General features: G+C 50.5%; 14 protein-coding genes and 1 pseudogene. 7 read left to right on the top strand and 8 right to left on the bottom strand.

Features of this window, described 5'->3' with window-relative positions; translation table 11 throughout:
* The first annotated feature begins 67 nt into the window (after positions 1–67).
* Complete coding sequence (locus tag HMPREF3022_RS00160; RefSeq protein WP_049333210.1) at positions 68–1,297, top strand: HlyD family type I secretion periplasmic adaptor subunit; 1,230 nt, start codon at positions 68–70, stop codon at positions 1,295–1,297.
* Positions 1,298–1,383: 86 nt separating this feature from the next.
* Here the strand turns inward: HMPREF3022_RS00160 and prfH are convergent, their stop codons facing one another.
* The 3 genes from prfH to pheA form a co-directional block, all read right to left on the bottom strand.
* Positions 1,384–2,022 carry a peptide chain release factor H gene (gene prfH / locus HMPREF3022_RS00155; RefSeq protein ID WP_053091039.1) on the bottom strand — a complete coding sequence of 213 codons (639 nt, stop codon included), beginning with the start codon at positions 2,020–2,022 and terminating at the stop codon, positions 1,384–1,386.
* A 2-nt stretch (positions 2,023–2,024) separates the two neighbouring features.
* On the bottom strand, positions 2,025–3,158 hold the full coding sequence (locus HMPREF3022_RS00150) for an RNA ligase RtcB family protein (RefSeq protein ID WP_049333208.1): 1,134 nt from the start codon (positions 3,156–3,158) through the stop codon (positions 2,025–2,027).
* Between the two features lie 397 nt (positions 3,159–3,555).
* Complete coding sequence (gene pheA, locus HMPREF3022_RS00145) at positions 3,556–4,644, bottom strand: prephenate dehydratase (RefSeq protein ID WP_049333206.1); 1,089 nt, start codon at positions 4,642–4,644, stop codon at positions 3,556–3,558.
* 171 nt (positions 4,645–4,815) lie between these two features.
* Here pheA and tsaE point away from each other — a divergent pair, with 171 nt between their 5' ends.
* Together tsaE and HMPREF3022_RS00135 are read left to right on the top strand one after the other, a co-directional pair.
* Positions 4,816–5,286 (top strand): tRNA (adenosine(37)-N6)-threonylcarbamoyltransferase complex ATPase subunit type 1 TsaE, encoded by a 471-nt coding sequence (gene tsaE / locus HMPREF3022_RS00140; protein ID WP_049333205.1) that lies wholly within the window; start codon positions 4,816–4,818, stop codon positions 5,284–5,286.
* Positions 5,274–6,521, top strand: a complete 1,248-nt coding sequence (locus HMPREF3022_RS00135; RefSeq protein ID WP_049333202.1) for an N-acetylmuramoyl-L-alanine amidase — start codon at positions 5,274–5,276, stop codon at positions 6,519–6,521. Before tsaE ends, HMPREF3022_RS00135 begins: the two co-directional genes overlap by 13 nt.
* Before the next feature lie 65 nt (positions 6,522–6,586).
* Here the strand turns inward: HMPREF3022_RS00135 and HMPREF3022_RS00130 are convergent, their stop codons facing one another.
* The gene (locus HMPREF3022_RS00130; RefSeq protein WP_070764928.1) at positions 6,587–7,189 is read right to left on the bottom strand and encodes a DUF4230 domain-containing protein; all 603 of its coding nucleotides are present in this window, start codon (positions 7,187–7,189) and stop codon (positions 6,587–6,589) included.
* A 195-nt stretch (positions 7,190–7,384) separates the two neighbouring features.
* Here HMPREF3022_RS00130 and ribBA point away from each other — a divergent pair, with 195 nt between their 5' ends.
* Entirely contained in the window at positions 7,385–8,728 is a 1,344-nt protein-coding gene (gene ribBA / locus HMPREF3022_RS00125; RefSeq protein ID WP_210399647.1) for a bifunctional 3,4-dihydroxy-2-butanone-4-phosphate synthase/GTP cyclohydrolase II, read from the top strand.
* Positions 8,729–8,982: 254 nt separating this feature from the next.
* Positions 8,983–12,609, top strand: a pseudogene (tdfG, locus tag HMPREF3022_RS00120) (TonB-dependent receptor TdfG).
* 215 nt (positions 12,610–12,824) lie between these two features.
* Here tdfG and HMPREF3022_RS00115 read toward each other — a convergent pair.
* The 4 genes from HMPREF3022_RS00115 to HMPREF3022_RS00100 all read right to left on the bottom strand — a co-directional run bounded on the left by HMPREF3022_RS00115 (position 12,825) and on the right by HMPREF3022_RS00100 (position 22,737).
* Positions 12,825–15,305, bottom strand: a complete 2,481-nt coding sequence (locus HMPREF3022_RS00115) for a glycogen/starch/alpha-glucan phosphorylase (RefSeq protein WP_070764926.1) — start codon at positions 15,303–15,305, stop codon at positions 12,825–12,827.
* A gap of 314 nt (positions 15,306–15,619) precedes the next feature.
* Positions 15,620–17,605, bottom strand: coding sequence for a glycogen debranching protein GlgX (glgX, locus tag HMPREF3022_RS00110; RefSeq protein WP_070764925.1), 1,986 nt, complete (start codon positions 17,603–17,605; stop codon positions 15,620–15,622).
* 145 nt (positions 17,606–17,750) lie between these two features.
* Complete coding sequence (gene glgB, locus HMPREF3022_RS00105) at positions 17,751–22,037, bottom strand: 1,4-alpha-glucan branching protein GlgB (protein ID WP_049333185.1); 4,287 nt, start codon at positions 22,035–22,037, stop codon at positions 17,751–17,753.
* Between the two features lie 217 nt (positions 22,038–22,254).
* Positions 22,255–22,737, bottom strand: coding sequence for an FKBP-type peptidyl-prolyl cis-trans isomerase (locus tag HMPREF3022_RS00100; RefSeq protein WP_003683125.1), 483 nt, complete (start codon positions 22,735–22,737; stop codon positions 22,255–22,257).
* A 507-nt stretch (positions 22,738–23,244) separates the two neighbouring features.
* On the opposite strand from HMPREF3022_RS00100, the gene HMPREF3022_RS00095 reads away from it, so the two are divergent.
* Positions 23,245–23,508 (top strand): hypothetical protein, encoded by a 264-nt coding sequence (locus HMPREF3022_RS00095; protein ID WP_049333183.1) that lies wholly within the window; start codon positions 23,245–23,247, stop codon positions 23,506–23,508.
* 95 nt (positions 23,509–23,603) lie between these two features.
* Positions 23,604–24,977, top strand: a complete 1,374-nt coding sequence (locus tag HMPREF3022_RS00090; protein ID WP_070764924.1) for an FAD-binding oxidoreductase — start codon at positions 23,604–23,606, stop codon at positions 24,975–24,977.
* Positions 24,978–25,015: the final 38 nt, after the last annotated feature.

Raw genomic sequence — 25,015 nt, 5'->3', positions numbered from 1 at the left:
TACTTACCCTTTCAGACGGCCTGCCCTAATGGTTAAAATCCACCAAACACAATAAAGACACACGATTATGAGCCGCGAAAACAACGTCAAATCCAAAGACCTACATCTCATCAACGACCTCAACGCCGCCCTTCAAAAAGAAAAACACAGCGGTCAATTTTGGGTCATCATCCTTTTCTTCATTTTCCTGGTTGTCTTCGTTATTTGGGCTTACAACAGCCCGGTCGAAGAAGTGACCCGCGGCAATGGCAATATCATTCCCAGCAGCCGTGAGCAAGTGATTCAAAGCCTCGACCCCGGCATCGTAACCGAAATCATGGTTAAAGAAGGCGATATGGTCGAGAAAGATCAGATTCTGATGAAACTCGACGACACGCGCAGCTCCGCCGTTTTGCGTGAAAGCGAAGCCAAAGTCGAAAACCTCGAAGCCACTGTTGCCCGCCTGAAAGCCGAAGCCTACGGCACCAAGCTCTCCTTCCCTGACAGCGTGGGTCCCGAGCTTCGCCATCGCGAAATCGCCGCCTACAAAGCACGCCGTCAAGCCATGACCGACGCCGTCAGCGGCCTTTCCCAAAGCAAGGCCGCACTTGACCGCGAAATCACCATTACCGCCCCCATGGTTGCCGAAGGCGTGGTTTCCGAAGTCGAACTTTTAAGAATGCGCCGTGAGTCTGCCGACTTGGCCACCCAAATTTCCGAGCGCCGCAACCGCTACAAAGCTGATGCCAACAACGAACTTTTGCAAGCCGAATCCGAGCTGGCGCAATCCAAAGAAAACGTTGCCATGCGTGCCGACCCGGTTGAACGCTCGCAAATCCGCGCACCTATGCGCGGCATCGTCAAAGGCATAAAAGTCACCACCATCGGTGGCGTTGTGAACGCAGGCGAAGACATCATGCAAATCGTCCCGGTTGACGACAAACTGCTGGTCGAAGCCTATATCCGCCCGCAAGACATCGCCTTTATCCGCACAGGCCAACCTGCATTGGTTAAAGTCAGTGCCTACGACTACTCCATCTACGGCGGTTTGGAAGGCAAAGTTACCCTCGTTGGTGCAGATACCGTCAGCAATTCCATGCAAAACCGTGCCAATGACTTGAAACTCGACCCGAACCAAGTCTATTACCGTGTTCTCGTCCAAACCGAAAACAACTCCCTGAAAGACAAAAACGGCAAACCTATGCCGATTATTCCGGGCATGGTTGCAACGGTGGACATCAAAACCGGCGAAAAAACCATCTTCCAATACCTGATCAAACCGATCACGCGCATGAAACAAGCGTTAAGCGAACGCTAATCGATAAAACGATAAAAGGCCGTCTGAACGTTTTCAGACGGCCTTTGATTTATGTTTTCACTATGCCTGTTTATCCGGCAGATAAATTACTTCTCCTTAAAAACAGCTCCGACAAACGTCCTTTTCGGATTGCCGCGCTCAACTTGATAGAGTTGCGCGTGCTGCTCCTGCGCAAAACTTCCAGCTTGTCCGGCATGATGCTCCGCCAGCTTTTGCGCCAATAACATGACCGCCAATTTTTTATTGGCGTGCTGGCTGCGTTCGCTCTCGACCCGCACGGAAATGCCGCTTTCTTTATGGGTGGCGCGGACGGCGCTTTCGGTTTTATTGACGTGTTGCCCGCCCTTGCCACCTGAGCGGCAGGTTTGAAACTCGATTCCGTTTTCAGACGGCATCTCATACATCTGCGGCATATCGGGCAAGCGAAAAACGCCTATATACCAATTTTTACGCGGATGTTTCGGACGGACAGGGCTAGGACATATCCATTGGAGCGTCCCCTGCCAAGTTTGCGCCAAGCTTTCGGCTTGCTGCCCTTCCAATTTGAGCGTTGCCGACAAAATGCCGTGCTTATCGGCGGTTTCGGTAACAAGTTCGGCATCAATGTCTTTTGCTTGGGCTTCGGCAAGCAGCTTGCCCAAGACGAAACGGGCAAATATACGGCACTCTGCCGGCCCTTGCGCAGTGGAAATTTGCAGATAAATCACTGGTGTATTCTGTTTCATCTTTACGCCCCACACTCGCCGCCGGTTTTATAAGTCAAAACAGGCTTGAACCGCGCGACCAATTCAATCAAACCTGCGTTTTTCATGGCGGCAATAACGCTGTCAATACTTTTATAAGCCTGTGGCGCTTCTTCAAAAATCAGGGCCTTATCCTGACAAACGACTACGCTGCCAAACTCGGTCTGACGCAGGCTGTCGGCAGTATATTTGTGCGACAGCCTGCCTTTGCATTCGCCGCGCTGCCACTTCCGACCTGCGCCGTGAGCCAAGGTGTTCAACGAAATTTGGCAATCTTCGGCAGGTCGGACCAGATAGCTGTAATCGCCGCGCGAGCCCGGTATCATGACTAAGCCTTTATCGGTGGGCGTTGCACCTTTTCGGTGCAGCCAACCGGTTATGCCGTCAATCTCGGTTTGCTCCAAAAAATTATGGTGGACATCGAGCAGGCATGTTCCTTCTGCACGCCAACGGTCAAGCATTCTGGCCGCAATCAAACGGCGGTTAAGGCTGGCAAATTCAAGGGCTGCTTGGTGTTCGGCAAAATAGGCTGCCGCCGCTTCGCCCTCTTCCGCCAAACCTTGATGTCCAAAGGCGGCAATATGGCGTTGCAAAATCTGCTGGCCCAATCCGCGCGAACCGCTATGCACCAACAGTTGCAGATGGTTTTCATCAAAATCAGGCGGAAGCAAATCGGCGCGATAAACTGTATCAACGGTTTGCAACTCGGCAAAATGGTTGCCGCCGCCAATCGTACCTACGGCAAGGCCGTCTGAAAATTGGCGCGTATCGACAGCGTCGCCTAACAAATCAACCTGTTCGTCTTTGTCCAACGGCGTATCGATATTGCCCAGCTGTTTGGCGAGTTTGGCCGGTTTGAGTTTGGCTGCGCGTAAATCGGTCTGCCAAAACGCCATGCCGCAACCGATGTCGTTCCCAATCAGGGCAGGATAAAAATGACGGTCGCTGAAAAATGCCGCGCCAACCGGATAACCGCGCCCTGCGTGTAAATCCGGCATTCCGGCAACGCGCAGCATATGCGGTAATCGGGCGGTGGTTTTGAGCTGTGCGACAGCGTTGCCTTCAATCCATGTATTTGAATCGGCAATAATTTGAATATGATGGGGATAATTGCCCATGTGTTTATGCTTTCTTTAAAACGGATAGAAACCGACAACAGATGGCAATAAATATCCATCGTCTGTGAAATGTTCAGACGGCATGGTTTCTAGCCGATAATCGTAGGGAAAGCAGCCCGAAGCGGGCGACATGGAATGCGAAAAGCGTTATCCGAAAGTCAGACCGACGCTTGGGCTGCAAAGAATGTGATTGAGCGGATTGAAGTATTGCGTGTCATGACTTGCTCCTTTCTTTGCATGAAAATATTAAAAACGTTCGGATTATAGAGTGTTCATTTCCAATCATGCAAACTTACTGACATCAATCTGCCAATAATGTTGCATAAATGGCAACTATTGAGAACATAATTTAGGCCGTCTGAAAACTTTTCAGACGGCCTTTGATACCCAATAATCCTTACAAAACAACGGTCGGATAAGAGCCGACAACTTTCACGAAGGAAGCGCGTTCGCCCAAAAGCTGCAAGGCTTTTTGGACATTTTCATCGCTTTGGTGACCTTCGATATCGATGAAGAACAGGTATTCCCACAAAACCGATTTGCTTGGGCGGCTTTCAAATTTGGTCATGGAAATGCCTAATTCGGTAAAAGGTTGCAACAACGAAGTAACGGCACCGGCACGGTTGGGTGCGGAGACGACCAAAGAGGTTTTATCGTTGCCGCTGCGGCCGGTTTCTTGATGGCCCATCACTAAGAAGCGCGTGGTGTTGTTCGGTTCGTCTTCGATACACTCGGCGGCAAAGCTCAACTGATAAATTTCCGCGGCGATACGTCCAGCAATGGCGGCTACATTCGGGCTGTCAGATTCAGCAACCAAACGCGCTGCTTCGGCATTGCTGGCTACGGCGATACGTTCGGCATTGGGCAGATTGCGGCCGAGCCAGTCGTTGCATTGCGCCAAGGCTTGGGCATGGGCGAAAACTTTGGTAATGCCGCCGATTTCGTGGCTGTCTTTACGCAACAGGTTGTGATGAATGCGGACAACCACTTCGCCGCAGGCTTTTAACGCGGTTACGGCCAGCAAGTCCAAAGTTCGGCCCACCGAACCTTCGGTCGAATTTTCTACCGGTGCCACCAAATAATCGGCTTGGCGCGTTTCAACTTGTTTGAAGCAGTTGTCGATGGTGGTACACGCCATGGTGTGTGCGGCGTGGCCGAAATGTTTGATGGCAGCTTGCTGGGTAAATGTTCCCTTCGGGCCCAAATAGGCAATCGTCAGCGGACGCTCCACCGCCAAACATTCGCTCATAATCTCGCGAAACAGCCGGGTGACCGATTCATCCGGCAAAGGGCCGTGGTTCAAATCCTGAATCCGGCGCAAAACGGCCACTTCCCGTTCAGGACGGTACACCGCGCCTGTCCCTTTCAATTCTCCGATAGCATGCGCATGACCAGCTCGCTCATTGAGCAAACGGAGGATTTCCGCATCGATGCTGTCGATGGCATTGCGGTGCGGTAATAATTGTTCGTCTATGGATAAAGGCATAAGCTGTCTCACAATTTTGTGGGGGATATTTTCATTTTAACATTAAAGGCCGTCTGAATTCCGTTTTCAGACGGCCTCAACACTATCTTTATCTAACTTTATCGTCTATTAGGTTTGCAAACGCCGCCAATTCCATCATAATTAAGCCTTTTGAACGACAAGGCCTATTCCATGCACTCAAACGGACTGTACACCCGTTTTCTGCCCGATGAAGAAGCAACCCTGCAACTGGGTGAAGAATGGAGCAAGCAGCTTTCCGCTCCGCTGACCATCTATCTTGAAGGTGGGCTGGGTGCAGGCAAAACCACGCTGACACGCGGGATTTTGCGCGGACTGAGGCATACGGGCGTAGTCAAAAGCCCGACTTACACCATTGTCGAATCTTATCCGCTGGATACATTCACCCTCCACCATTTCGACCTCTACCGCTTTACCATGCCCGAGGAATGGGAAGATGCAGGTTTGGACGAATTGTTTGCGCCCGACAGCGTCTGCCTCATCGAATGGCCGCAGCAAGGTGGGGAATTCACGCCTCCGGCAGACATTACCATTACATTGACGTACACCGATAAGGGCAGAACCTGCACCTTTTCCGCCCACACAAACCAAGGCCGAAAAAGTTTAGAATCATGGTCAAATTAACTAGAAGACACATTCTCCGTCAAGGCACAGGACTATTTCTCACCCTCACGCCCGTTGGTGCCGCATTGGCCAAACCGGCCTCTCCTGCGCAATTCCTTGCCGTCCGCATTTGGCCGGCGAACGCCTACACACGCGTTACCCTTGAGAGCAACCACTCGATGAAATACCAACATTTTATGTTGGACAACCCCAGCCGGTTGGTTGTAGATATTCAAGGAGCGGAAATCAACAGCGTCCTGCAAGGCATTTCCAGCAAAGTGCTGTCTAACGACCCTTTTATCCGCAGCATTCGCGCCGGTCAAAATACGCCCAATACCGTGCGTATCGTTATCGACCTTAAACAAAGCACCCATCCGCAAGTCTTCGCACTCGCCCCCGTCGGCAACTTCAGAAACCGCTTGGTTATCGACCTCTATCCGCACGGCACAGATGCCAACGACCCGATGATGGCCTTGCTCAACGGCAATGTTCCCAAACAACGTCAAAATACTAATATCGCATACGACACCCCTGCCCCTAAAAACAATCGCGGCAGCGGTGGCAACCGCCGTCCCGTGATTATGATCGATCCCGGTCACGGTGGCGAAGACCCTGGAGCAATAGGCCCAAGCGGACTTAAAGAAAAAAACGTCGTACTCTCCATCGCCCGCGAAACCAAAAAACGCCTTGAAGCCTTGGGTTACAACGTATTCATGACGCGCAACGAAGACATCTTTATCCCATTGGGCGTACGCGTTGCCAAAGGCCGTGCGCGCAATGCCGACGTATTCGTGTCCATCCACGCCGATGCCTTTACCAGCCCTTCCGCTCGCGGTACCGGCGTATATATGCTCAATACCAAAGGCGCAACCAGCTCGGCAGCAAAATTCCTTGCCCAAACCCAAAACAACGCCGACGCCATCGGCGGTGTACAATCCAGCGGCAACCGCAACGTCGACAACACGATTTTGGACATGACCCAAACCGCAACCTTGCGCGACAGCCGCAAGCTCGGCCATTCCGTCTTGACCGAATTGGGCAAACTCAACCAACTGCACAAAGGCCGCGTTGACGAGGCCAACTTTGCTGTCCTCCGCGCGCCGGATGTTCCGTCCATTTTGGTGGAAACCGCCTTCCTCTCCAACCCTACCGAAGAGCGGCTACTCGGCAGCGAATCCTTCCGCCAACAATGCGCCCAAGCCATTGCCACCGGCATTCAAAAATACATCAATACCGCCGTTTTACGCCGCGGTTAATGGCTACAAGAAACAAAGGCCGTCTGAAAATTTTTCAGACGGCCTTATCTTTTCAAGCAATCTATTTAACCGCATTTCCCTACCGCGGCCGGATAGACGGATACCTTCGTTTGAGTCAATGCAAACAGGTTTTCCAACTGCATTTGCGCCTGACGGTTGGCATGTTCCAAAATCTCAGCCTTACATGCGCTTTGCAATACCTGCCGTTTCGCTTCTTCCTGCACCGTCTTAAATACAGACTTATCCATAGGCAGCAAATTAAACGAGCCGGTCTGAATATCGTACACTTCGATATTTTCCAAATCCACGCTCAAGATTTCCACCGCCGGCAGGCTAATCAATACCTTGTCGTCCACAATATTGACATTGTCCGCGCCTAACTTGTCCAAATCCAAACCGGCCAACACCTTACCGCGCACAATAAAAATACCGCTTTGAGAATCCTGCCAAAGCCTGCGCCAATCCCCTTTTTTCTCCGTACGGATAATCGTATCGATATAAAATGCCGTACTTTCCAAGCGGTTCATCTGCTTAATCTGCATCAAAACCCCCTCACGGGACAAAACCTGATGTTCTTCGTTCTGACCATGCAGGGCATAAAACCAGCCGCCTGCAGCCGTCAACACACACAACACCAGCACGACCAATCCGCGCCCAAACATTTTCATTTCAAATATCCCCCGTTAAAATAATCATCAAAACATTCCCCATATTCTCCCAAAACCGTCAATTTCAAGCCATACCCAGGCCGTCTGAAACATTAAAACTTATTACCAAAAAGTAATAAAAAATCCCAATAAACAAAGTTTGCCTTTTGGTAAAGACAAGACTACAATCCATTACACACAATTCAATTTCATCTCATCATGAATACCACCAACCTGCGCCGCCACAACCTGCGGCAATGGATAACACAACACCACAACGGCCAGCAGACCAAGTTTGCCCAAGCCATCGCCATCAACCAAGGCGAGCTGTCCGCACTGCTGAAAAACAAATCTTTCGGCGAGAAAAAAGCCCGAAAAATCGAGCAGGCAGCCAATATGCCTGACATGTGGCTGGATCAAGACCACCAAGACCGCCACACCCCCACCATCAGCCAAGAAAGAAATACCATGTCCCACATCTCCACCATCCCCGAAATCCTAGCAGACATCAAAGCCGGCAAAATGGTCATCATCACCGATGCCGAAGACCGCGAAAACGAAGGCGACTTGCTGATGGCCGCCCAATTCGTTACCCCAGAAGCCATCAACTTCATGATCAAAAACGCACGCGGCTTGGTCTGCCTGCCGATGGACGGCGAAATGGTCGAAAAACTCGGCCTGCCCATGATGACCCAGAAAAACGGCGCACAATACGGCACCAACTTTACCGTCTCCATCGAAGCCGCCCTCGGCATTACCACCGGCATTTCCGCCGCCGACCGCGCCCTGACCATTCAAACCGCCGTTTCCCCATCCGCCAAACCAGAAGACATCGTCCAACCCGGCCACATCTTCCCACTGCGCGCCCAAAAAGGCGGCGTACTCGTCCGCGCCGGACACACAGAAGCCGGCGTTGACCTGGCACAAATGAACGGTCTGATTCCTGCCGCTGTCATCTGCGAAATCATCAACGACGACGGCACCATGGCGCGTATGCCCGAACTGATGAGGTTCGCCGAAGAACACAATCTCAAAATCGGCACCATTACCGACCTCATCGAATATCGCAGCCGTACCGAAAGCCTGCTTGAAGACATGGGCAACGCACCCGTACAAACCCCATGGGGCGAGTTCCAACAACACGTTTACGTCGACAAACTCTCCGGCGAAACCCACCTCGCCCTCGTCAAAGGCACACCAACCGCCGACGAAGAAACCCTCGTCCGCGTCCACGAACCCTTCAGCGTCATGGACTTCATCCAAGCCAATCCGCGCCATTCATGGTCGCTGCCCAAAGCCCTTGAGCGCATCCAACAAGCCGAAAGCGGCGTAGTCATCCTCCTACACCGTACCGAAGACGGCGCCACCCTGCTCGACCGCACCCTGCCCAAAGGCGCAAACCAAGCCTACAAATGGGACAGCAAAAGTTACGGCATAGGCGCACAAATCCTCGCCGGCCTCAACGTCAAAAAACTGCGCGTCCTCGGCCAGCCATCATCCTTCACCGGCCTCACCGGCTTCGGCTTAGAAGTCGTCGGTTTTGAAGAAGCTGAAAAATAATCTTGCTTGATTGATTCTCAAAGTAAATGAAACAAAAGGCCGTCTGAACATTTTCAGACGGCCTTTTCATATTTCTATTTATCTGAATATTATCCAAATAAAATTATGATAAAAACGACTATTTATTAGATTATTTCAATAATGATAAGAATAATCAATTATGATATAAATATTAATAATATTTAAAAATTTTATATTTTTTATATAAAAGAGTATTTTAACCTCTTATATTAAGTTCTTAACAAAGAGAAACTATGTCTACTTTTACTCCCAAACCCAAAATAATTATTCTCAGCCTTGCCAGCGCATTCAGTACATTAACCGTTGCCAATGCCATCGAAACCTCAGCTCGACCAGAACAATACCAGGAATTGGATACCGTTGTTGTCAGTGGCAAACGTACCAACGACCAAAAAGGCGCGGACGACGTGTATTACAAAAACGTCTCCAACGCCTATGTCGGCAAAGAATACCTCGAACGCTACCGCGTCCAATCCGCCGGCGACGTGCTCAAAGGCCTAAACGGCGTGTACAACATGAACACCCGCACCGCCGGCGGCGCGATTACGCCCAACATACGCGGCATCACCGGCAAGGGCCGCATCCCCGTAACGTTGGATGGCACGGAGCAAACGGTCGATGTCTGGCTCAACAACTACGGCGTGGGCGACCGCAACTACCTCGACCCCGCCCTGTTCCGCAGCATCGCGGTGGAAAAAAGCCCCGCCATGACGCGCGGCGTGAAATCGGGCGTGGGCGGCGCGATGTCCATCCGCACCATCGAACCTTCCGACATCATCCCCGAAGGAAGAAACTGGGGGATCGAAGTCAAAACCGAGTTTTCCGGCAACACCGTGGCGCAGAAAAACGACCTGCGCCAATTCTTAGGCCGCGACTACCGCACCCTCTCGCCCATAGGCGCGACGGCGGACGGGGTATCGGGTATGCCCGATGTATTAACCGGCTATACCGGCAAACCTTCCCCCACCGCCCTGTTGTTGGACGAAGGCATAGCGGGTACGAAGTATGCGGGTGGCAAAAGCCACACCAACTTCAAAGACGACAGGCAGCTGATGTTGTCCGCCGCCTTCAAAACCGACATTACAGACGGCCTTGCCGCATATAGCCACCGCCAAAAAGGTAACTACTACGCGGGCAAACGCGGTTATCAAAGCTACCTCAACAACCCCATTTACGGTGCAGATGCCTGTTACGATCAGTATCCCGACAAATCGCAACTGGAAAAAGACATACTCTGCAAATCGTCTTCCAGTCTAGTACCCAATATGGCCGTCCTGTTCAGGCCGGGCGAAGAAATCATGAACAGCCACACCGACACCAAAACCCTGCTGCTGAAAAACAACTGGTATCTGCCAAGCAACCAAAAAATCAGCCTGCAATATATGGACAACAAAATCGGCTTCGGCGAAATCAATCCCCTGATAACGGCATGGATACTCGGTTTCGCCGAGCAATCCCTAGACGAACCCGCGCAGCAGGCTCCGGGCATAGGCACGAAAATTGACAGCAAAACCTACAAAATCGGCTAAGAATGGAAGCCGCAGTACAACAAATGGATAGATTTTCAGGCCGATATGTGGCGGGTGAAGACCGACAGCAACCGCCATCAGAGCGGCGGCCCCGTCGTCGGCGTCATTACGCCTGACACGGACTACGACATCTGGTACTGGTGCAACATACGCAAACAGCCCTCGCCCAACCTGCGGGGGGAAAGCTGCGAAGACGCGATGACGTGGAACGCCTACGGCTCGGCGCGAACCCATGAAGAAGTGCTGCGCATGATAGAAGATACGCCCGACAAAATCGCCCGCAAGCTGGCAGAATACGATGAAAACAACCGTGCAATTACAGACCGTTGGATGGGACATACAGGCGGCTACTACGCCATCACTCCTGCCGACAAAAATGTGATGACCGACCAGACCAACCAAATCGGCAAGATGATGAATCTAGCGGAGCTGAAGCAAAAACTAAACCAGGAACGCTACTACATCGAACACCCGGACCGCATCATCGTTCCCGGCGCGCGGCAGCGTACCGACGTCGTCCGCAACGGCTTCAACCTCAGCAACCGCTTCCGCCTTTCCGACAAACTCAGCCTCACCCTTGCCGCCGACTACCAGCGCGAAACGCTGGAAGAGCGCACCGATACCGCCGACAGCAATGATTTGATGAATACTTTCGGCGTACTGACCCGCATGGCGGCCTTGGGCGGCCCTCAGTCGGCGAAAAAGCGCGAATGGGGCGCGAACCTGGTCTTCGACTGGAAACCAACTTCCCGCCTGAACATACAGGCGGGCGTTCGCTATCAGAACTATAAGGGGAACAATATCGAACTGGCGCGGCAGCGTGCCGCACGCAACCCCTGGTATCAGTACGGCCTGGGTTCGGACAGCTATGTTACCGGCCTGATGATGCCGTATTTTGAATTGGCGGATGAAGAAGATATTGCCAACCAGCAGCGGATGTTGCAGCTTTATGATCCCGATAGGATCGGGGGTCAGGTTGCAGAATATCAAGACCTTAACCGCCGTTTTAAGGAAAAAAATGGTTACGATTTTGATCCGCATGATACTCTCGTTGGTCAGGATACTCGGTTTTACGCCAAATCTGATGGAAATTTTGTTCAGTATACGGACGGTAATAAAAATACCGATGTACTATATGTACTGCGCCGCAAACAGATCATTCCAATGAATGTAGGAAAATTTGCCCCCGACAAAGTACAAATTACGCCGGAAATGTACCGCGAGAGAGTAAACAACCCGCAAGGAAAACGCGGCAGCTACCGCCGTTATATTCCCGGATCACATATAGGCATAACACCCGGTTCGGTAAGCGAAACAACGGACCGTATGGCCAATGAAAACCAACTACCATCAAAAACCGGCAATGATCAAGCACTGGAATTCAATAGCGACCTAAACCGTACCGCTTGGATCCGGCATCAATTCAGCGAAGCCGAACGCTGGCGCATGCCGCAGGAGCAGCACGCGTATTCCTGGTCGCCCATGCTGTCGGTCAGCTACGATATTGCCGACAACCACCGCCTCTTCGCCCGCTATGCCCGCATGAGCCGCTTCCCCAGCCTCTACGAACTGACCGCCGCCACCGGCAGCGGCGGGCTGTACGGCAGCCAAACCGTGGCCGAATACAGCCTGAAGCCGGAAAAAAGCACCAACTGGGAAGTCGGCTACAACTTCAATTTCGCCCCGCATTTCGCCAAACTGCGCCAAGGCGACCTCCGCCTCACCTACTACAGCAATAAAATCAAAAACCAAATCGACACCTCGAATATGGACGGCGGCATGATCCAATACGACAAGGCAATCAGCAAGGGGGTGGAGCTGCAAAGCCGCCTCGACAACGGCCGCTTCTTCGCCTCTCTCGGCGGCACTTACCGCTTGAAACATATGGTGTGCGACAAGGGCATCGCCTTCAAATTCGACTATTACCTGCAACGCGTACCCGAATGTCTTGAAGGCGGCTTCGGCCTCAGCCGCTTCTTCCAGTCCCTGCAGCCGAAATATTCGCTTACCCTCGATGTCGGTACACGCTTCTTTAATGAAAAACTGGAATTGGGCATGCGTGCCATCCATCACAGCAAAGCGGAGCGGAAAAACTACGACAAGCTGATTGCCGACGGAGCGGGGCAGGTGTATGAGCGCAACGGCAAACCCTACGGCTGGCACGCCGCCACCCTTTTGGATGCCTATGCCCGCTACCGCATAGGGAAACATATAGACTTGAATTTCGGCGTTACCAACCTTGCCAACCGCTATTATCTAGACCCGATGTCCAGCACCCCTGTCCCCGGCCCGGGCAGGACAATTACCTTCGGCATCAAGGGCAGGTTTTAGGGTTTGAATACATCGTACTCAGCAATACAGCACATTACCGCTACCGTCAGAATGAATGGCTACTAAATTTTAAATACCGATTTTAAATTGAGTCATTTAGCAATACACTAAAACAGCGATACAACCATACTGTTTTACTCGTTTCTATATCATGCCGTCTGAAAAAAAGCCGATACACCTTCCTGATGTATCGGCTTTCGCTATCTGCTCAACGCTTAATTTCTGCTGGGCAGTTCTTCTTCGCTCAATGGTTTGATGTACCAAATATCGCGGCAGTAGTCGGCGATGGAGCGGTCGGATGAGAAGAAGCCCATGTTGGCGATGTTGATCAAGGCTGATTTGCGCCATGCGGATACGTTGCGGTAGTGCTCGTCCGCTTTGTATTGCGTGTCGATGTAGCTGCGGAAATCGGCCATCAGTTGATAGAAGTCGCCGTATGGTTGCAACACGTCGTTGTAGCGGTTTGGCTCTTCCGGAGAGAAAGTGCCTTGGCTGATTTGGTTGACGACGCGGCGCAGGTCGCTGTCTCGCTCGATATAGCTCAATGGGTCGTAACCGTTGCGGCGGATTTCTTCGACTTGCTCGACGGTGTTACCGAAGATATAGCAGTTGTCCGCGCCGACTTTTTCCAAAATCTCAACGTTCGCGCCGTCCAGTGTACCCATACAGATTGCGCCGTTGAGGGCAAATTTCATGTTGCTGGTACCGGATGCTTCTGTACCTGCCAGTGAAATCTGTTCGTGCAAATCGGCGGCTGGGATGATGATTTGGGCAAGGCTGACGCTGTAATTCGGGATGTAAACGACTTTAATCAGGTTACGGATACGGGTGTCATTGTTGATGACTTTGGCAACATCATTAATCAGACGGATGATTTTCTTCGCCATGTAATAAGCGGAAGCGGCTTTACCGGCAAAGATGAACACACGCGGCTGCCAATCGAAATCCGGATTTTCCAGGATTTTGTTGTAACGGTCGACGATGTGCATCACGTTCAATGCTTGACGTTTGTACTCGTGGATACGTTTGATTTGGATGTCGAAAAGTGCATCGGTGTTAACTTTGATGCCCAGCTCGGTTTCGATGTATTTGGCAAGGCGCTCTTTGGCGGCTTTTTTCACTTCGCCGAATTCTGCCTGTACGGAGGCATCGTCCACTTTGTCGTTGAGCTTGGTCAGGTTATCCAAATGCAGACGCCAGTCTTCGTCGCCCAGATGTTTGTCCAAGAATTTGGTCAAGCCCGGGTTGGCGATGTTGATCCAGCGGCGCGGAGTTACGCCGTTGGTCACGTTGGTAAAGCGTTCCGGGAACACTTTGGCAAAGTCGGCGAAGATGGATGTGGTCATCAAATCGGAGTGGATTTTTGCCACGCCGTTGACTTTGTGCGAACCGATCACGGCAAGCCATGCCATGCGGACACGACGGCCGTGGGTTTCGTCAATGATGGATACGCGGCGGACAAAGTCGTCGTCGAAGTTGCCGATGGCGCGTAAGGCATTGAGGAAGTAGGCGTTGATTTCAAAGATGATGTCCAAGTGGCGCGGCAGCAGACGGCCCATCAGGTCAACCTGCCAAGTTTCCAAGGCTTCGCTCATCAATGTGTGGTTGGTGTAAGAGAAAATCTTACAGCACATATTCCATGCTTCAGTCCATGCGATGCCCTCTTCATCAATCAGGATGCGCATCAATTCAGGAATAGCGAGCACCGGATGGGTGTCGTTCAAGTGGATGGCGACTTCGTCTGCCAAAGTGTGGATGCTTGGGAAACGGCATTTGTGGCGGGCAACAATGTCTTGAACAGAAGCGGAAACCAAGAAGTATTCTTGCTTCAGGCGCAATTCGCGGCCGGAATCGGTAGAGTCGTTCGGATACAGAACGCGTGAGATGTTTTCGTCACTGTTTTGTGCGCGAACGGCAGAGGCATAATCGCCTCGGTTGAAGTCGGCAAGGTCGAACAGGTTGCCTGCGTGTGCAGTCCACAAGCGCAATGGGTTGGCACATTCGCCGCCATAGCCCGGAATAATTTCATCGTATGCCCAAGCGGAGATTTCTTCGCTCGGCTGCCATTCTTTTTTGTTGCCCAAGTTCAATACTTGGCCGCCGAAACGGACGGAATATTGTTTGTTCGGACGGGCAAATTGCCATGCCAAATCTTGGTCGAGCCACAAATCGGGTTTTTCAACTTGTTGGCCATCCACGATTTCTTGTTTGAACATACCGTATTGGTAACGGATACCGTAGCCCATGGCCGGAATGCGCAGGGTTGCCAAAGAGTCGAGGAAGCAGGCGGCCAGACGGCCCAAACCGCCGTTACCCAAACCTGGATCTTCTTCTTGTTCGCAGACATCGGCAAATTCTTTGCCCAGTTGCTTGAAGGCTTCTTCAAACTCGGCGTAAACGCCTTCGTTAATCAGCGCGTTGACAAACGAACGGCCGAGCAGGAATTCCATAGACAGGTAATAAACCATGCGTTTGCTGTTGTCGATGTGGGCACGGCGTGTTTTAAGGAAATCTTCTGCAATCAGGTCACGCGCGGCAAGCATGGCGGCGTTGAGCCATTGGTGTGAAGTTGCCTCCTTCGGATCTACGCCCAAGATGAAAATCAGCTTGTAAACGATGGATTTACGGATGGTTTCGGCATCCGGTTTAGGCATTACATAATCATAACCGGAGATGGGGAGTTTTTTCTTAGCCATGGAAGCCTTTCTCTAGCGTGAGGCACTGGACAACGCGCCTGATGGTTTTATTAAAAACAACGAAACTCGGTTTTCAGACGGCCTGACAACGGCAACAGGCCGTCTGAAAGGAATGGTGCGTAGATTTGTTACAAAATAAGGGGATTATAGCGGAAAGATTTAAAAAAAGGATATATTTTTCTTTATAAAACATTCAATTAACAATTAAACCATTCATCATCTTATCGGCATTTTCGATTTATACCACGAAGCCAAAAATGAACAAATACCAACAAAATATCAAAGAGTTAATCAACCAATAGTTTAATTCTCATTTAATTTGTTTTATGTAAAATCCAAATCCCCATATGCTCAACAACACATTTTCCTGATTCTTCGTAATTAAATTTCTCAGATGGTACGCAAGAAATTTCCCAATTGCCTTGAGGCAGGTTAAATAACTGACGACTACGTTTGGCATTGACCAACAGCAGCCACTCGTCGTCCAAAACAACCTGAATCGCCTTGCTGCCCCTGTTGTGCCAACAATATTCGGTCATCGGGCTGCTATCGGCATTGAGCCATTGCACACGCTCTTTTTCCCACCAGCAATCATCTGTCAGCAGCTTGATTCGGCTGCGTACGCGTATCAGCTCTTGAGTGTAATTTTGCAACTCATGAGGCTCATTTTGCCAATCCAACCATGTAATCGGATTATCTTGGCAGTAGCTGTTGTTGTTGCCTTGCTGACTGTTGCCGAACTCATCGCCCGCCAAAAGCATGGGCGTACCGTTGGATAAAAACAAGGAGGCAAGCAGCGCTTTGGAAGTGTATTCGCGGTTGAGCAAAACCTCTTCATCATCGGTTTCACCTTCTACGCCGTGGTTGTAGCTGATGTTTTCATTATGCCCGTCACGGTTGTTTTCGCCGTTGGCTTCGTTGTGTTTTTCGTTGTAGCTGACCAAATCGCGCAGAGTGAAGCCGTCGTGTGCAGTGATGAAGTTGATGCTAGCAGAAGGGTGGCGGCCGCTGTGGTTGAAAATATCGGACGACCCGGCCAAACGTTCGGCAAATGCACCCAAATTACCGCTTTCCCACGACCAAAACGCGCGCATATCATCGCGGAAACGGCCGTTCCATTCGGCAAAAGGTTGCGGGAAATTGCCCAAGTGATAGCCACCCTCGCCGATGTCCCATGCTTCGACAATCAGTTTCAAACCGGCCAAAACCGGGTCTTGATACAAGACTTGGAAAAAACGGCCATACGATTGGAAATCGGGCTCGCGTCCCAATACGGTTCCCAAATCGAAACGGAAGCCGTCGATATGAAACTCTTCAGCCCAATAGCGCAGGCTGTCTGCCGCCCAACGGGTAACGTCGCGCCGGACAATATTGAGCGTATTGCCGCAACCCGACCAGTTTTCATAATTGCCGTAAGGGGTGTGCCAATACCATAAGGTGTTGTCGATACCGCGCTGACACAGCATCGGGCCTTTGTCGTCCTGCTCTGCCGTGTGGTTGTACACGACATCCAAAATCACTTCCAAACCTGCCTGATGCAGGGCTTTGACCGCCTGTTTAAACTCCGACGCCGCACGCTCGGGATTATCGGCATAAGACGGCTCAACGGCAAAATGGGAATAAGTGTTGTAGCCCCAATAATTGCTCAAGCCCATCTGCTGAAGATGGTATTCGTCCAAATGATAATGAATCGGCAGCAGCTCGACCGTCGTTACCCCAAATTCTTGCAAATAGGCCAAAATCCGTTTATCGCACAATGCTTTATAAGTTCCTGCATATTTCAAATCGGGGAATTGCTTGGTAAACCCTTTGACATGGGCTTCATAAATAACGGTTTTGCCCCACGGTATTTCCGGACGGCAATCTTTGGCCCAATTAAATCGGCTGCGTCCAATCACGACGCTTTTCGGCGCAACGGCGGCATTGTCGCGTTCATCTTCCGGCCTGAACCATGCCATTTCTTCGGCGGTACGGTAGCTTGGTTTGCCGTCAATTTTTTTAGAATACGGGTCAATCAGCAATTTGTTGGGATTAAAACATGAGCCGTATTCTGCATTTTCACGTCCATACACGCGAAAACCGTATCGCTGCCCTGCCTTAACATCCGGCACAAATCCATAAAATACCGAACCACGCCGCGAAGGCATCTCCAAACGAGTTTCTTTATCCTTATCAAACAGACACAATTCGACCTTTTCGGCATTGATGGAAAACAAGGTGAAATTCGCGCCCTTGCTTGTCAGGGTCGCGCCCATGGGATAAGGCTTACCTTCCTCGATATGCCATGATTTGGCAGTCATAGAATGATTCCTTGGTATGTATTTGGTTTCGTGTCCAATATAAGGCCGTCTGAAAATCCTTCAGACGGCCTTGAGTCATATTGATGTCACTATCTTTTAATTTTCAGCTGATTGGGCAGGCATGATGCCCACCCTCAAAGTTGATTTACGCTTCTTCTTTGACTGCCGCCTGATACAGGTAAACGGTTGCCAACGGCGGTACGGTAACAGACAGGGAATTTGGTTTGCCATGCGACCAAACTTCTTCTGTCTCCACCGTTGCGCCGGCAGAAACGCCGCTGCCTTTGTAATGCAGGTCGTCTGAATTGAGGATTTCGCGGTATTCGCCGGCAGAATTCACACCGAAGCGGTAGCCTTCGCGCACCACAGGCGTGAAGTTGCTGATGACGATAACGCGGTTGCCTTCGCGGTCGCGTCGCTCGAAGACGAATACGGAATTGTCGCCGTCATCGGCAACCAGCCACTCAAAGCCTTCAGGCCATTGGTCTAATTGGTAAAGCGGCGTGTTGTCTTTATAGACATGGTTCAATTCGCGCACGAAGTCTTGTACGCCTTTGTGCCAGCCGCCCTCTTGCTCCAGCAGGAACCAATCCAGTCCTTCGTTGTAGTTCCACTCGCGGCCTTGCGCAAACTCACTGCCCATAAACAAAAGTTTTTTACCGGGGAAGCCGTACATAAAGCCGTAGTAGGCGCGCAGGTTGGCGAATTGTTGCCAGCAGTCGCCGGGCATCCGTCCGAGTAGCGAGCGTTTGCCGTGCACGACTTCATCGTGTGAAAGCGGCAGCACAAAGTTTTCGCTGTACTGGTACATCATGCCGAAGGTCATTTTGTTGTGGTGATATTTGCGGTTGATGGGGTCTTCCATCATGTAACGCAAGGTATCGTTCATCCAGCCCATATTCCATTTGAAGCTGAAGTTCAAACCTTCTTGACGGGTTACATTGGCGAATGAAGTAGACTCTTCAGCAATTTCAGTCGCAGCCGGAACTTCCTCTTTCAACATGGTGTTGGTATCGCGCAGGAAAGCGATGGCTTCAAGGTTTTCATGGCCGCCGTATTGGTTCGGAATCCACTCGCCATCTTTGCGCGAATAGTTGCGGTAAATCATCGAAGCCACCGCGTCAACGCGGATACCGTCAAAGCCAAAACGTTCTATCCAATACAAAGCATTGCCTTGCAGGAAGTTTTTCACTTCGTTTCTGCCGAAGTTGTAAATCAAAGTGTTCCAGTCTTGATGATAGCCTTCGCGCGGATCGGCGTGTTCGTACAGCGCGGTACCATCAAACTTGGCCAGGCCGTGATCATCGGTTGGGAAGTGTCCGACCACCCAGTCGAGGATAACGCTGATACCCTCGTCGTGCGCGGCTTTAATCAGGGCGCGCAATTCTTCCGGAGAACCGAAACGGCTGGTCGGCGCATACAAACCGGTTGCCTGATAGCCCCATGAGCCGTCAAACGGATATTCGGAAACAGGCAGAAATTCAATATGGGTAAAGTCCATGTCTTTGACGTATGCGACCAATTCTTTGGCAAGCTCTTCGTAAGTCAGCCAAAAGTTGTTTTCCGGATTGCGTTTCCACGAACCCAAATGCACTTCATAAATGCTGATCGGCGCATCAATGGCGTTGGCACGGGCGCGGAAGGCCGGTTCTTCCACTTCGTCAGGCAAACCACGCACGATAGATGCCGTGGTCGGACGCAGTTCCGCACCGAAAGCATACGGGTCGGCTTTTTCACGTACATTACCATTGGCATCGCGGATTTCAAATTTGTAGAGGGCATTGAGTTTGACAGCAGGAATAAAGATGTCCCAAATGCCGTTGTCACGGTGGAAACGCATCACATGGCGGCGGCCGTCCCAGTTGTTAAATTCGCCGATAACGGAAACGCGTTGCGCATTTGGCGCCCAGACGGCAAAGCGTACGCCCTTCACGCCGTCCAACTCGGCAAAATGCGCGCCTAAAGTCTCATAAGGACGCAGGTGTTTGCCTTCGGCCAACAGCCAGGAATCCATGTCTTGCAACGCAGAGCTGAAATGATAAGGGTCTTCTTCAATCACTGGCTCGGTGTTTTCGGTGTAACGGATACGCAAAGCGTAATCGGGCGCATCATCGGGCAAAACGGCCACAAAGAAACCGCGTTCATCAATTTTTTCAGACGGCACGATGAGTTCGCCGCTGCGGCGGTTCACGATATCCACGCTTACTGCGCCGGGAATCAAAACGCGTACCACTTCATCGCCCTCTGCAAGGCGGTGTCGTCCCAAATAAGCGAACACATCGCTATGGGTGGCAAGAAACAGGCTTTCGACCGTATCGCGCTCGATTTGGTCAAGTTCATGATAAGTCTTGATTTGGCTGTTTGTTTTCATGCGTACCTCGTCAATAATGGCAAGTTGGCCGCCCATGAGGCGGTGTTGTAGGAAATCTTCCAAAGAAACCGGCATTTTTTGCGCCCAGTTCGGATAGCCTTCGGTTACACCCGGGACATTCAGATTGTCGATGACGCCCAGCAGGTTTTCCAACTGTACGGCGTAAAGTTTGCTGCGACTCAATGCGCCGTATTTATGCAAAGCCGCCAGCAAGGTTTCATCGGCTTTTGCCGGCATTTGTATGTCCGCACCCAGACAGCTGGTTTCTTTCAATTTGTCCAGTAAATCGGCTTTATCGTGTTCGCGCTCGTCCAAAGCCGTCTGAAAAGCGGCTGCATCTGGCAAAGTACCGAGTTTGAACATCGTATCCAAATCTTTGCCTATCCAATAACCTGCCAAGGGCGCGACATCGTGGGTACTGATGACCGTAATCGCCTGCTCGGGGTATTCTTCTGGCAATTGGAAACCGTTCCAGCCCTTGCTGAAATACATCACTTTGTAGGAGAACACTTGATAGCGGTTGAGCAGATAACGCGCTTGATCGGGTACCGTACCCAAATCCTCGCCGATAATGACGCAACGGTTGCGCCGGCTTTCCAATGCCAAAATAGCAAACATCACTTCGGCATCGTAATGCACATACGCGCCGAAATCTGCTGTTTTACCGTTTAACACCCACCACAAACGACACAATGCCATCACATGGTCAATCCGCAACACGCCATACAGGCGCATGTTTTCGCGCAACAAATGGGCAAACTTCTCATAGCCCGTATGCTTCAACATCGACGGATTAAGCGGCGGCAAATCCCAATTCTGCCCTGTCGGCCCCAAAGGATCGGGCGGCGCGCCGACTGACAAGTCCATACAATAATCTTGGCGGTTCAACCAAGTATCCGCGCTGCCGCGCGCCACGCCGACTGCCAAATCGCCGTAAATGCCGAGTTTGACACCGTATTCGGCAGCGGCTTGGTTGACTTCGTGTAACTGCTCCGCGCAAAGCCATTGCAACCACATATAAAAACGGATTTCCCGCTCATGGCTGCGCGCGAATTTTTCTACCGCTTCGCCATCAGGCTGATGAAATTCAGACGGCCATGACTGCCAACCCACTTGTCCGGGACGGCTGTAATACTGGTCCAAAGCCTCAAACAAACCGAAGCCCTGCAAAGCCTTGCCTTTTTCTAATACAAATGCTTCAAATGCAGCCCGTTCATTTGCCGCAGCTTCGCAAGTATCTTGTTCAAACGCGTTAAACGCCATGTGCAACGCATCACGCTTGCATGCCCAAACCGCTGTATAAGTCACCGTTTCCGTAATACGTAAAGCGGCAATGCGCTGACGGATTTTCGGTTGGGCCAGCCAGTTTTTCAGTTGCTCGTTATAAGTAAACGCGCCGACTTTCTCGATATCCAAATAAATCGGATTAAGCCATTCGCGCGAAGAAGGGCTATACGGGCTGGCAAAGGCAGGCTTGCTGGTAAACAAGGCGTGTAAAGGGTTGATACCGACAAAATCCAGCTTTTTCTCCGCCGCATATTTCATCAGGTTCAGCAAATCGGTAAAGTCGCCTATACCCCAGTTGCGCTCGGAACGCAGGCTGTACAAATGCATGGTCAAACCATTCATCCGTCCGCCATTGGCAAGCAGTTTGGGTTGGTAAACCGATTCAGGCGCAACAATCAGGCGTACAAGGCAACATTTGCCACCGGTCTCGGCCGACAAGGTGTAATAACCGCAAGCCAGTTGGGGCAGCTTAATCCAAAGCGTATCGTTGTCGCCCGGATACAAAGTCAAGGTCTGGCACTCATTCGCCTCATCAATCAATACGACCGCTTCCGCACCATGAAATTCAGACGGCATCTGTAAAGATTCTTCGCCGTTTTCATGCGCAACCATCGTATTCAGATAAAGGCCGTCTGAATCCGGTTTGCTTTTGTCCAAAACAGCAACGATCGATTCCAAAACTTCAGGTTTGGTCGCATGATATGTACCGTTGATGTCGTGGTAGCCTAAATCAATACCGGCCTCTACAGCCTGCTGCTCCAATGTTTCACTCATTGCATTCTGCCTGTTTTACCAATATCTGAATCTTAATACAGATTTTGTCGCACCGTTATATGTAATTCATTGTAGTCTCTAACAAAATCCATATTTCCCCGCTTGATTTGACCTGAGCCAAAATTTCCTATTTATCTGTCTTGTAAAAACTTAAAGGCCGTCTGAAAAGGAAGGTTTCATTCCTTTTCAGACGGCCTTTATCATGCTTCAAGCCTGATTAGTGGTGGTGATGACCGTGCGGACCGTGTACGTGACCGTGGGCAATTTCTTCCTCAGTCGCATCGCGCACGCCCTCAACAGTCGCTTTGAACAATACTTTCATACCGGCCAAAGGATGGTTGCCGTCCACCACGGCTTTGCCGTCGGCAACATCGGTTACACGATAAATCAATACATCGCCGGTTTCCGGATCATCGGCTTCAAACATCATGCCGACTTCAACTTCAACAGGGAACACGCTGACATCTTCAATGCGCACCAGCTCAGGATCTTGCTCGCCGAAAGCATCATCAGGCGACAAAGCCACTTCAACGGTATCGCCTACATTTTTGCCGTGCAACGCTTCTTCCACCAAAGGGAAAATACCGTCATAACCGCCATGCAGGTAAGCAATCGGCTCTTCGGTTTTGTCCAACAGCTGGTTGTTGGCATCGTACATTTCATAATGCAGGGAAACTACGGAATTTTTAACAATAGACATCATGCCGTCCTTAATCAATATTTAAAAGTTACGCTACGGTTATTCTATCACAGCCACAACCAAACAATCGGCTTGCTTTAATAAATACCTTGTGCAAATACGACAAAAAGATAAAAGCCTATATAAAAAAGCAAAATCAAATGATTTCAATACGCAAAAGTTGCTTTTTCACAACACAAAGTTGCTAAATTACAAAAATTTCCCTAAACGCAAAAACATTCCAAACCCTTAAAACTATAACAAATAAAAATACACAACTCATTGAATACAATGTATTTTTAAAATCTTCATTAATAATGAATATTTTCAGATGATTTTTCGCGCGCCAATATGATTTACATTATTTTCACTATTTTCGTATTGATTTTAGCCAACAAACGGTTACGCAACGTTGCATTGACCTATCCCGTGGGGCATAATATTAAAAAATTCAGCAATGAATTTCTACTGTACAGGCCGTTTGACGGCTATTTTTAGTTTAAATCGATTTAAAAAAGGTTCTTAAAAATGAAAAAATCTCTGTTCGCTGCTGCTTTGTTGTCTTTAGCTTTGGCCGCTTGTGGCGGTGCTGATAAAGCTGCTGAAACTGCTGCTTCTGCCGCTTCTGCTGCTTCCGAAGCCGCTGCATCTGCTACTGAAGCTGCTGCATCTGCTACTGAAGCTACCGCTTCTGCTGCTACCGAAGCTACTGAAGCTGCTGCATCTGCTACTGAAGCTGCTGCTTCTGCTACTGAAGCCGCTGCTTCTGCCGCTTCTGAAGCTGCTAAATAATATTCTTTTGAATATAAGAAAAGCAGGATACCATTGCGTATCCTGCTTTTTTACATTCCTCACATTCCCCTTCCCGACTTTTCCTCCTGACTGCCATGCACCTTCACGACCGTTTTGCAGCGTTTCTTTCCGCCTCTGAAATCATCGAAGCCACTCCGGCCTTGTTAAACGACCAACGCCGCCGTTTTGTTTCTTCGCCGGATATTGTCTTACAGCCGAACTCTGTCGAGAGCGTGCAGAAAATCATGCGTTTCTGTTTTGAAAACCGCATCCGTGTAACCCCACAAGGCGGCAATACCGGATTATGCGGCGCAACGGTAACCACCGAGGGCGTACTGCTAAATCTCTCCAAGCTCAACCGCATCCGCGATATCAACCTTGCCGACAACAGCATGACGGTTGAAGCTGGCGTGATTTTGCAAAATGCTCAAAAGGCGGCAGCCGAAGCCGGACGACTGTTTCCGCTCAGCCTTGCCAGCGAAGGCTCTTGCCAAATCGGCGGCAATATCGCCTGTAATGCCGGCGGTTTGAATGTCTTGCGTTACGGCAGCATGCGTGATTTGGTATTGGGTTTGGAAGTCGTTTTACCAAACGGCGAACTGATTTCCCACCTTCAGCCCCTGCACAAAAACACGACCGGCTACGATTTGCGCCATCTTTTTATCGGCAGCGAAGGAACATTGGGCATCATTACCGCCGCCACACTCAAACTCTTTGCCCAGCCCAAAACCAAAGCGACAGCATGGGTAGGTTTAGACGATATTGAATCCGCCGTCTCGCTTTTAACTGCGGTACAAGGCCATTTTGCCGAACGCTTGACCAGCTTCGAGCTGATCAGCCGCTTTGCCCTCGATTTATCTTCAGAATTCAGCCAACTCAAAAAGCCTACCGATGCGGAATGGCATATTCTGATTGAACTTGCCGACTCCGTTCCCGACGCAGGTTTGGATGAAAAACTTGCCGAATTTCTCTATCAAAACGGATGGGAAAACAGCATCTTGGCGCAATCCGAGCAAGAGCGCTCCGACTTATGGACCTTGCGTGAAAATATTTCCGCTTCCCAACGCAAACTCGGCACCAGCATCAAACACGACATCGCCGTCCCTATCGCCCAAGTGGCCGCCTTTGTCCGCCAATGCGCCCCTGCCTTGGAAACCCGCTTTCCCGGCATACAAATTGTTTGCTTCGGACATTTAGGCGACGGCAGCCTGCATTACAATACATTCCTGCCCAATGTATTGAGCAATGAAGCCTACCAATACGAAGACGCCGTCAATACCATTGTTTATGAAAACATCCTTACCTGCCACGGTACGATTGCCGCAGAACACGGCGTAGGCATCATCAAAAAACATTGGCTGCCCCGCGTGCGTACACAGGCCGAACTCGTTCTGATGCATGCCATCAAAAATCAGCTTGATCCTTACGGCATAATGAATCCGGACAAACTCCTGCCTTCTTTGGATTAACCAATACAAAAGATGGTATATAGCATTGTCAAATATGA

Source organism: Neisseria sp. HMSC065C04 (assembly GCF_001815375.1).
GTDB lineage: Bacteria > Pseudomonadota > Gammaproteobacteria > Burkholderiales > Neisseriaceae > Neisseria > Neisseria flavescens_D.
This window is presented reverse-complemented; position numbering and strand designations above follow the sequence as displayed.

What these genes read in the sequence shown, in the direction of transcription:
- HMPREF3022_RS00130 (WP_070764928.1), bottom strand. Translation starts at nt 7,189, where the DNA reads ATGAAAATGTTTGGGCGCGGATTGGTCGTGCTGGTGTTGTGTGTGTTG.
- pheA (WP_049333206.1), bottom strand. Translation starts at nt 4,644, where the DNA reads ATGCCTTTATCCATAGACGAACAATTATTACCGCACCGCAATGCCATC.
- HMPREF3022_RS00100 (WP_003683125.1), bottom strand. Translation starts at nt 22,737, where the DNA reads ATGTCTATTGTTAAAAATTCCGTAGTTTCCCTGCATTATGAAATGTAC.
- glgX (WP_070764925.1), bottom strand. Translation starts at nt 17,605, where the DNA reads ATGACTGCCAAATCATGGCATATCGAGGAAGGTAAGCCTTATCCCATG.
- HMPREF3022_RS00115 (WP_070764926.1), bottom strand. Translation starts at nt 15,305, where the DNA reads ATGGCTAAGAAAAAACTCCCCATCTCCGGTTATGATTATGTAATGCCT.
- HMPREF3022_RS00135 (WP_049333202.1), top strand. Translation starts at nt 5,274, where the DNA reads ATGGTCAAATTAACTAGAAGACACATTCTCCGTCAAGGCACAGGACTA.
- glgB (WP_049333185.1), bottom strand. Translation starts at nt 22,037, where the DNA reads ATGAGTGAAACATTGGAGCAGCAGGCTGTAGAGGCCGGTATTGATTTA.
- HMPREF3022_RS00095 (WP_049333183.1), top strand. Translation starts at nt 23,245, where the DNA reads ATGAAAAAATCTCTGTTCGCTGCTGCTTTGTTGTCTTTAGCTTTGGCC.
- HMPREF3022_RS00150 (WP_049333208.1), bottom strand. Translation starts at nt 3,158, where the DNA reads ATGGGCAATTATCCCCATCATATTCAAATTATTGCCGATTCAAATACA.
- tsaE (WP_049333205.1), top strand. Translation starts at nt 4,816, where the DNA reads ATGCACTCAAACGGACTGTACACCCGTTTTCTGCCCGATGAAGAAGCA.
- prfH (WP_053091039.1), bottom strand. Translation starts at nt 2,022, where the DNA reads ATGAAACAGAATACACCAGTGATTTATCTGCAAATTTCCACTGCGCAA.
- HMPREF3022_RS00090 (WP_070764924.1), top strand. Translation starts at nt 23,604, where the DNA reads ATGCACCTTCACGACCGTTTTGCAGCGTTTCTTTCCGCCTCTGAAATC.
- HMPREF3022_RS00160 (WP_049333210.1), top strand. Translation starts at nt 68, where the DNA reads ATGAGCCGCGAAAACAACGTCAAATCCAAAGACCTACATCTCATCAAC.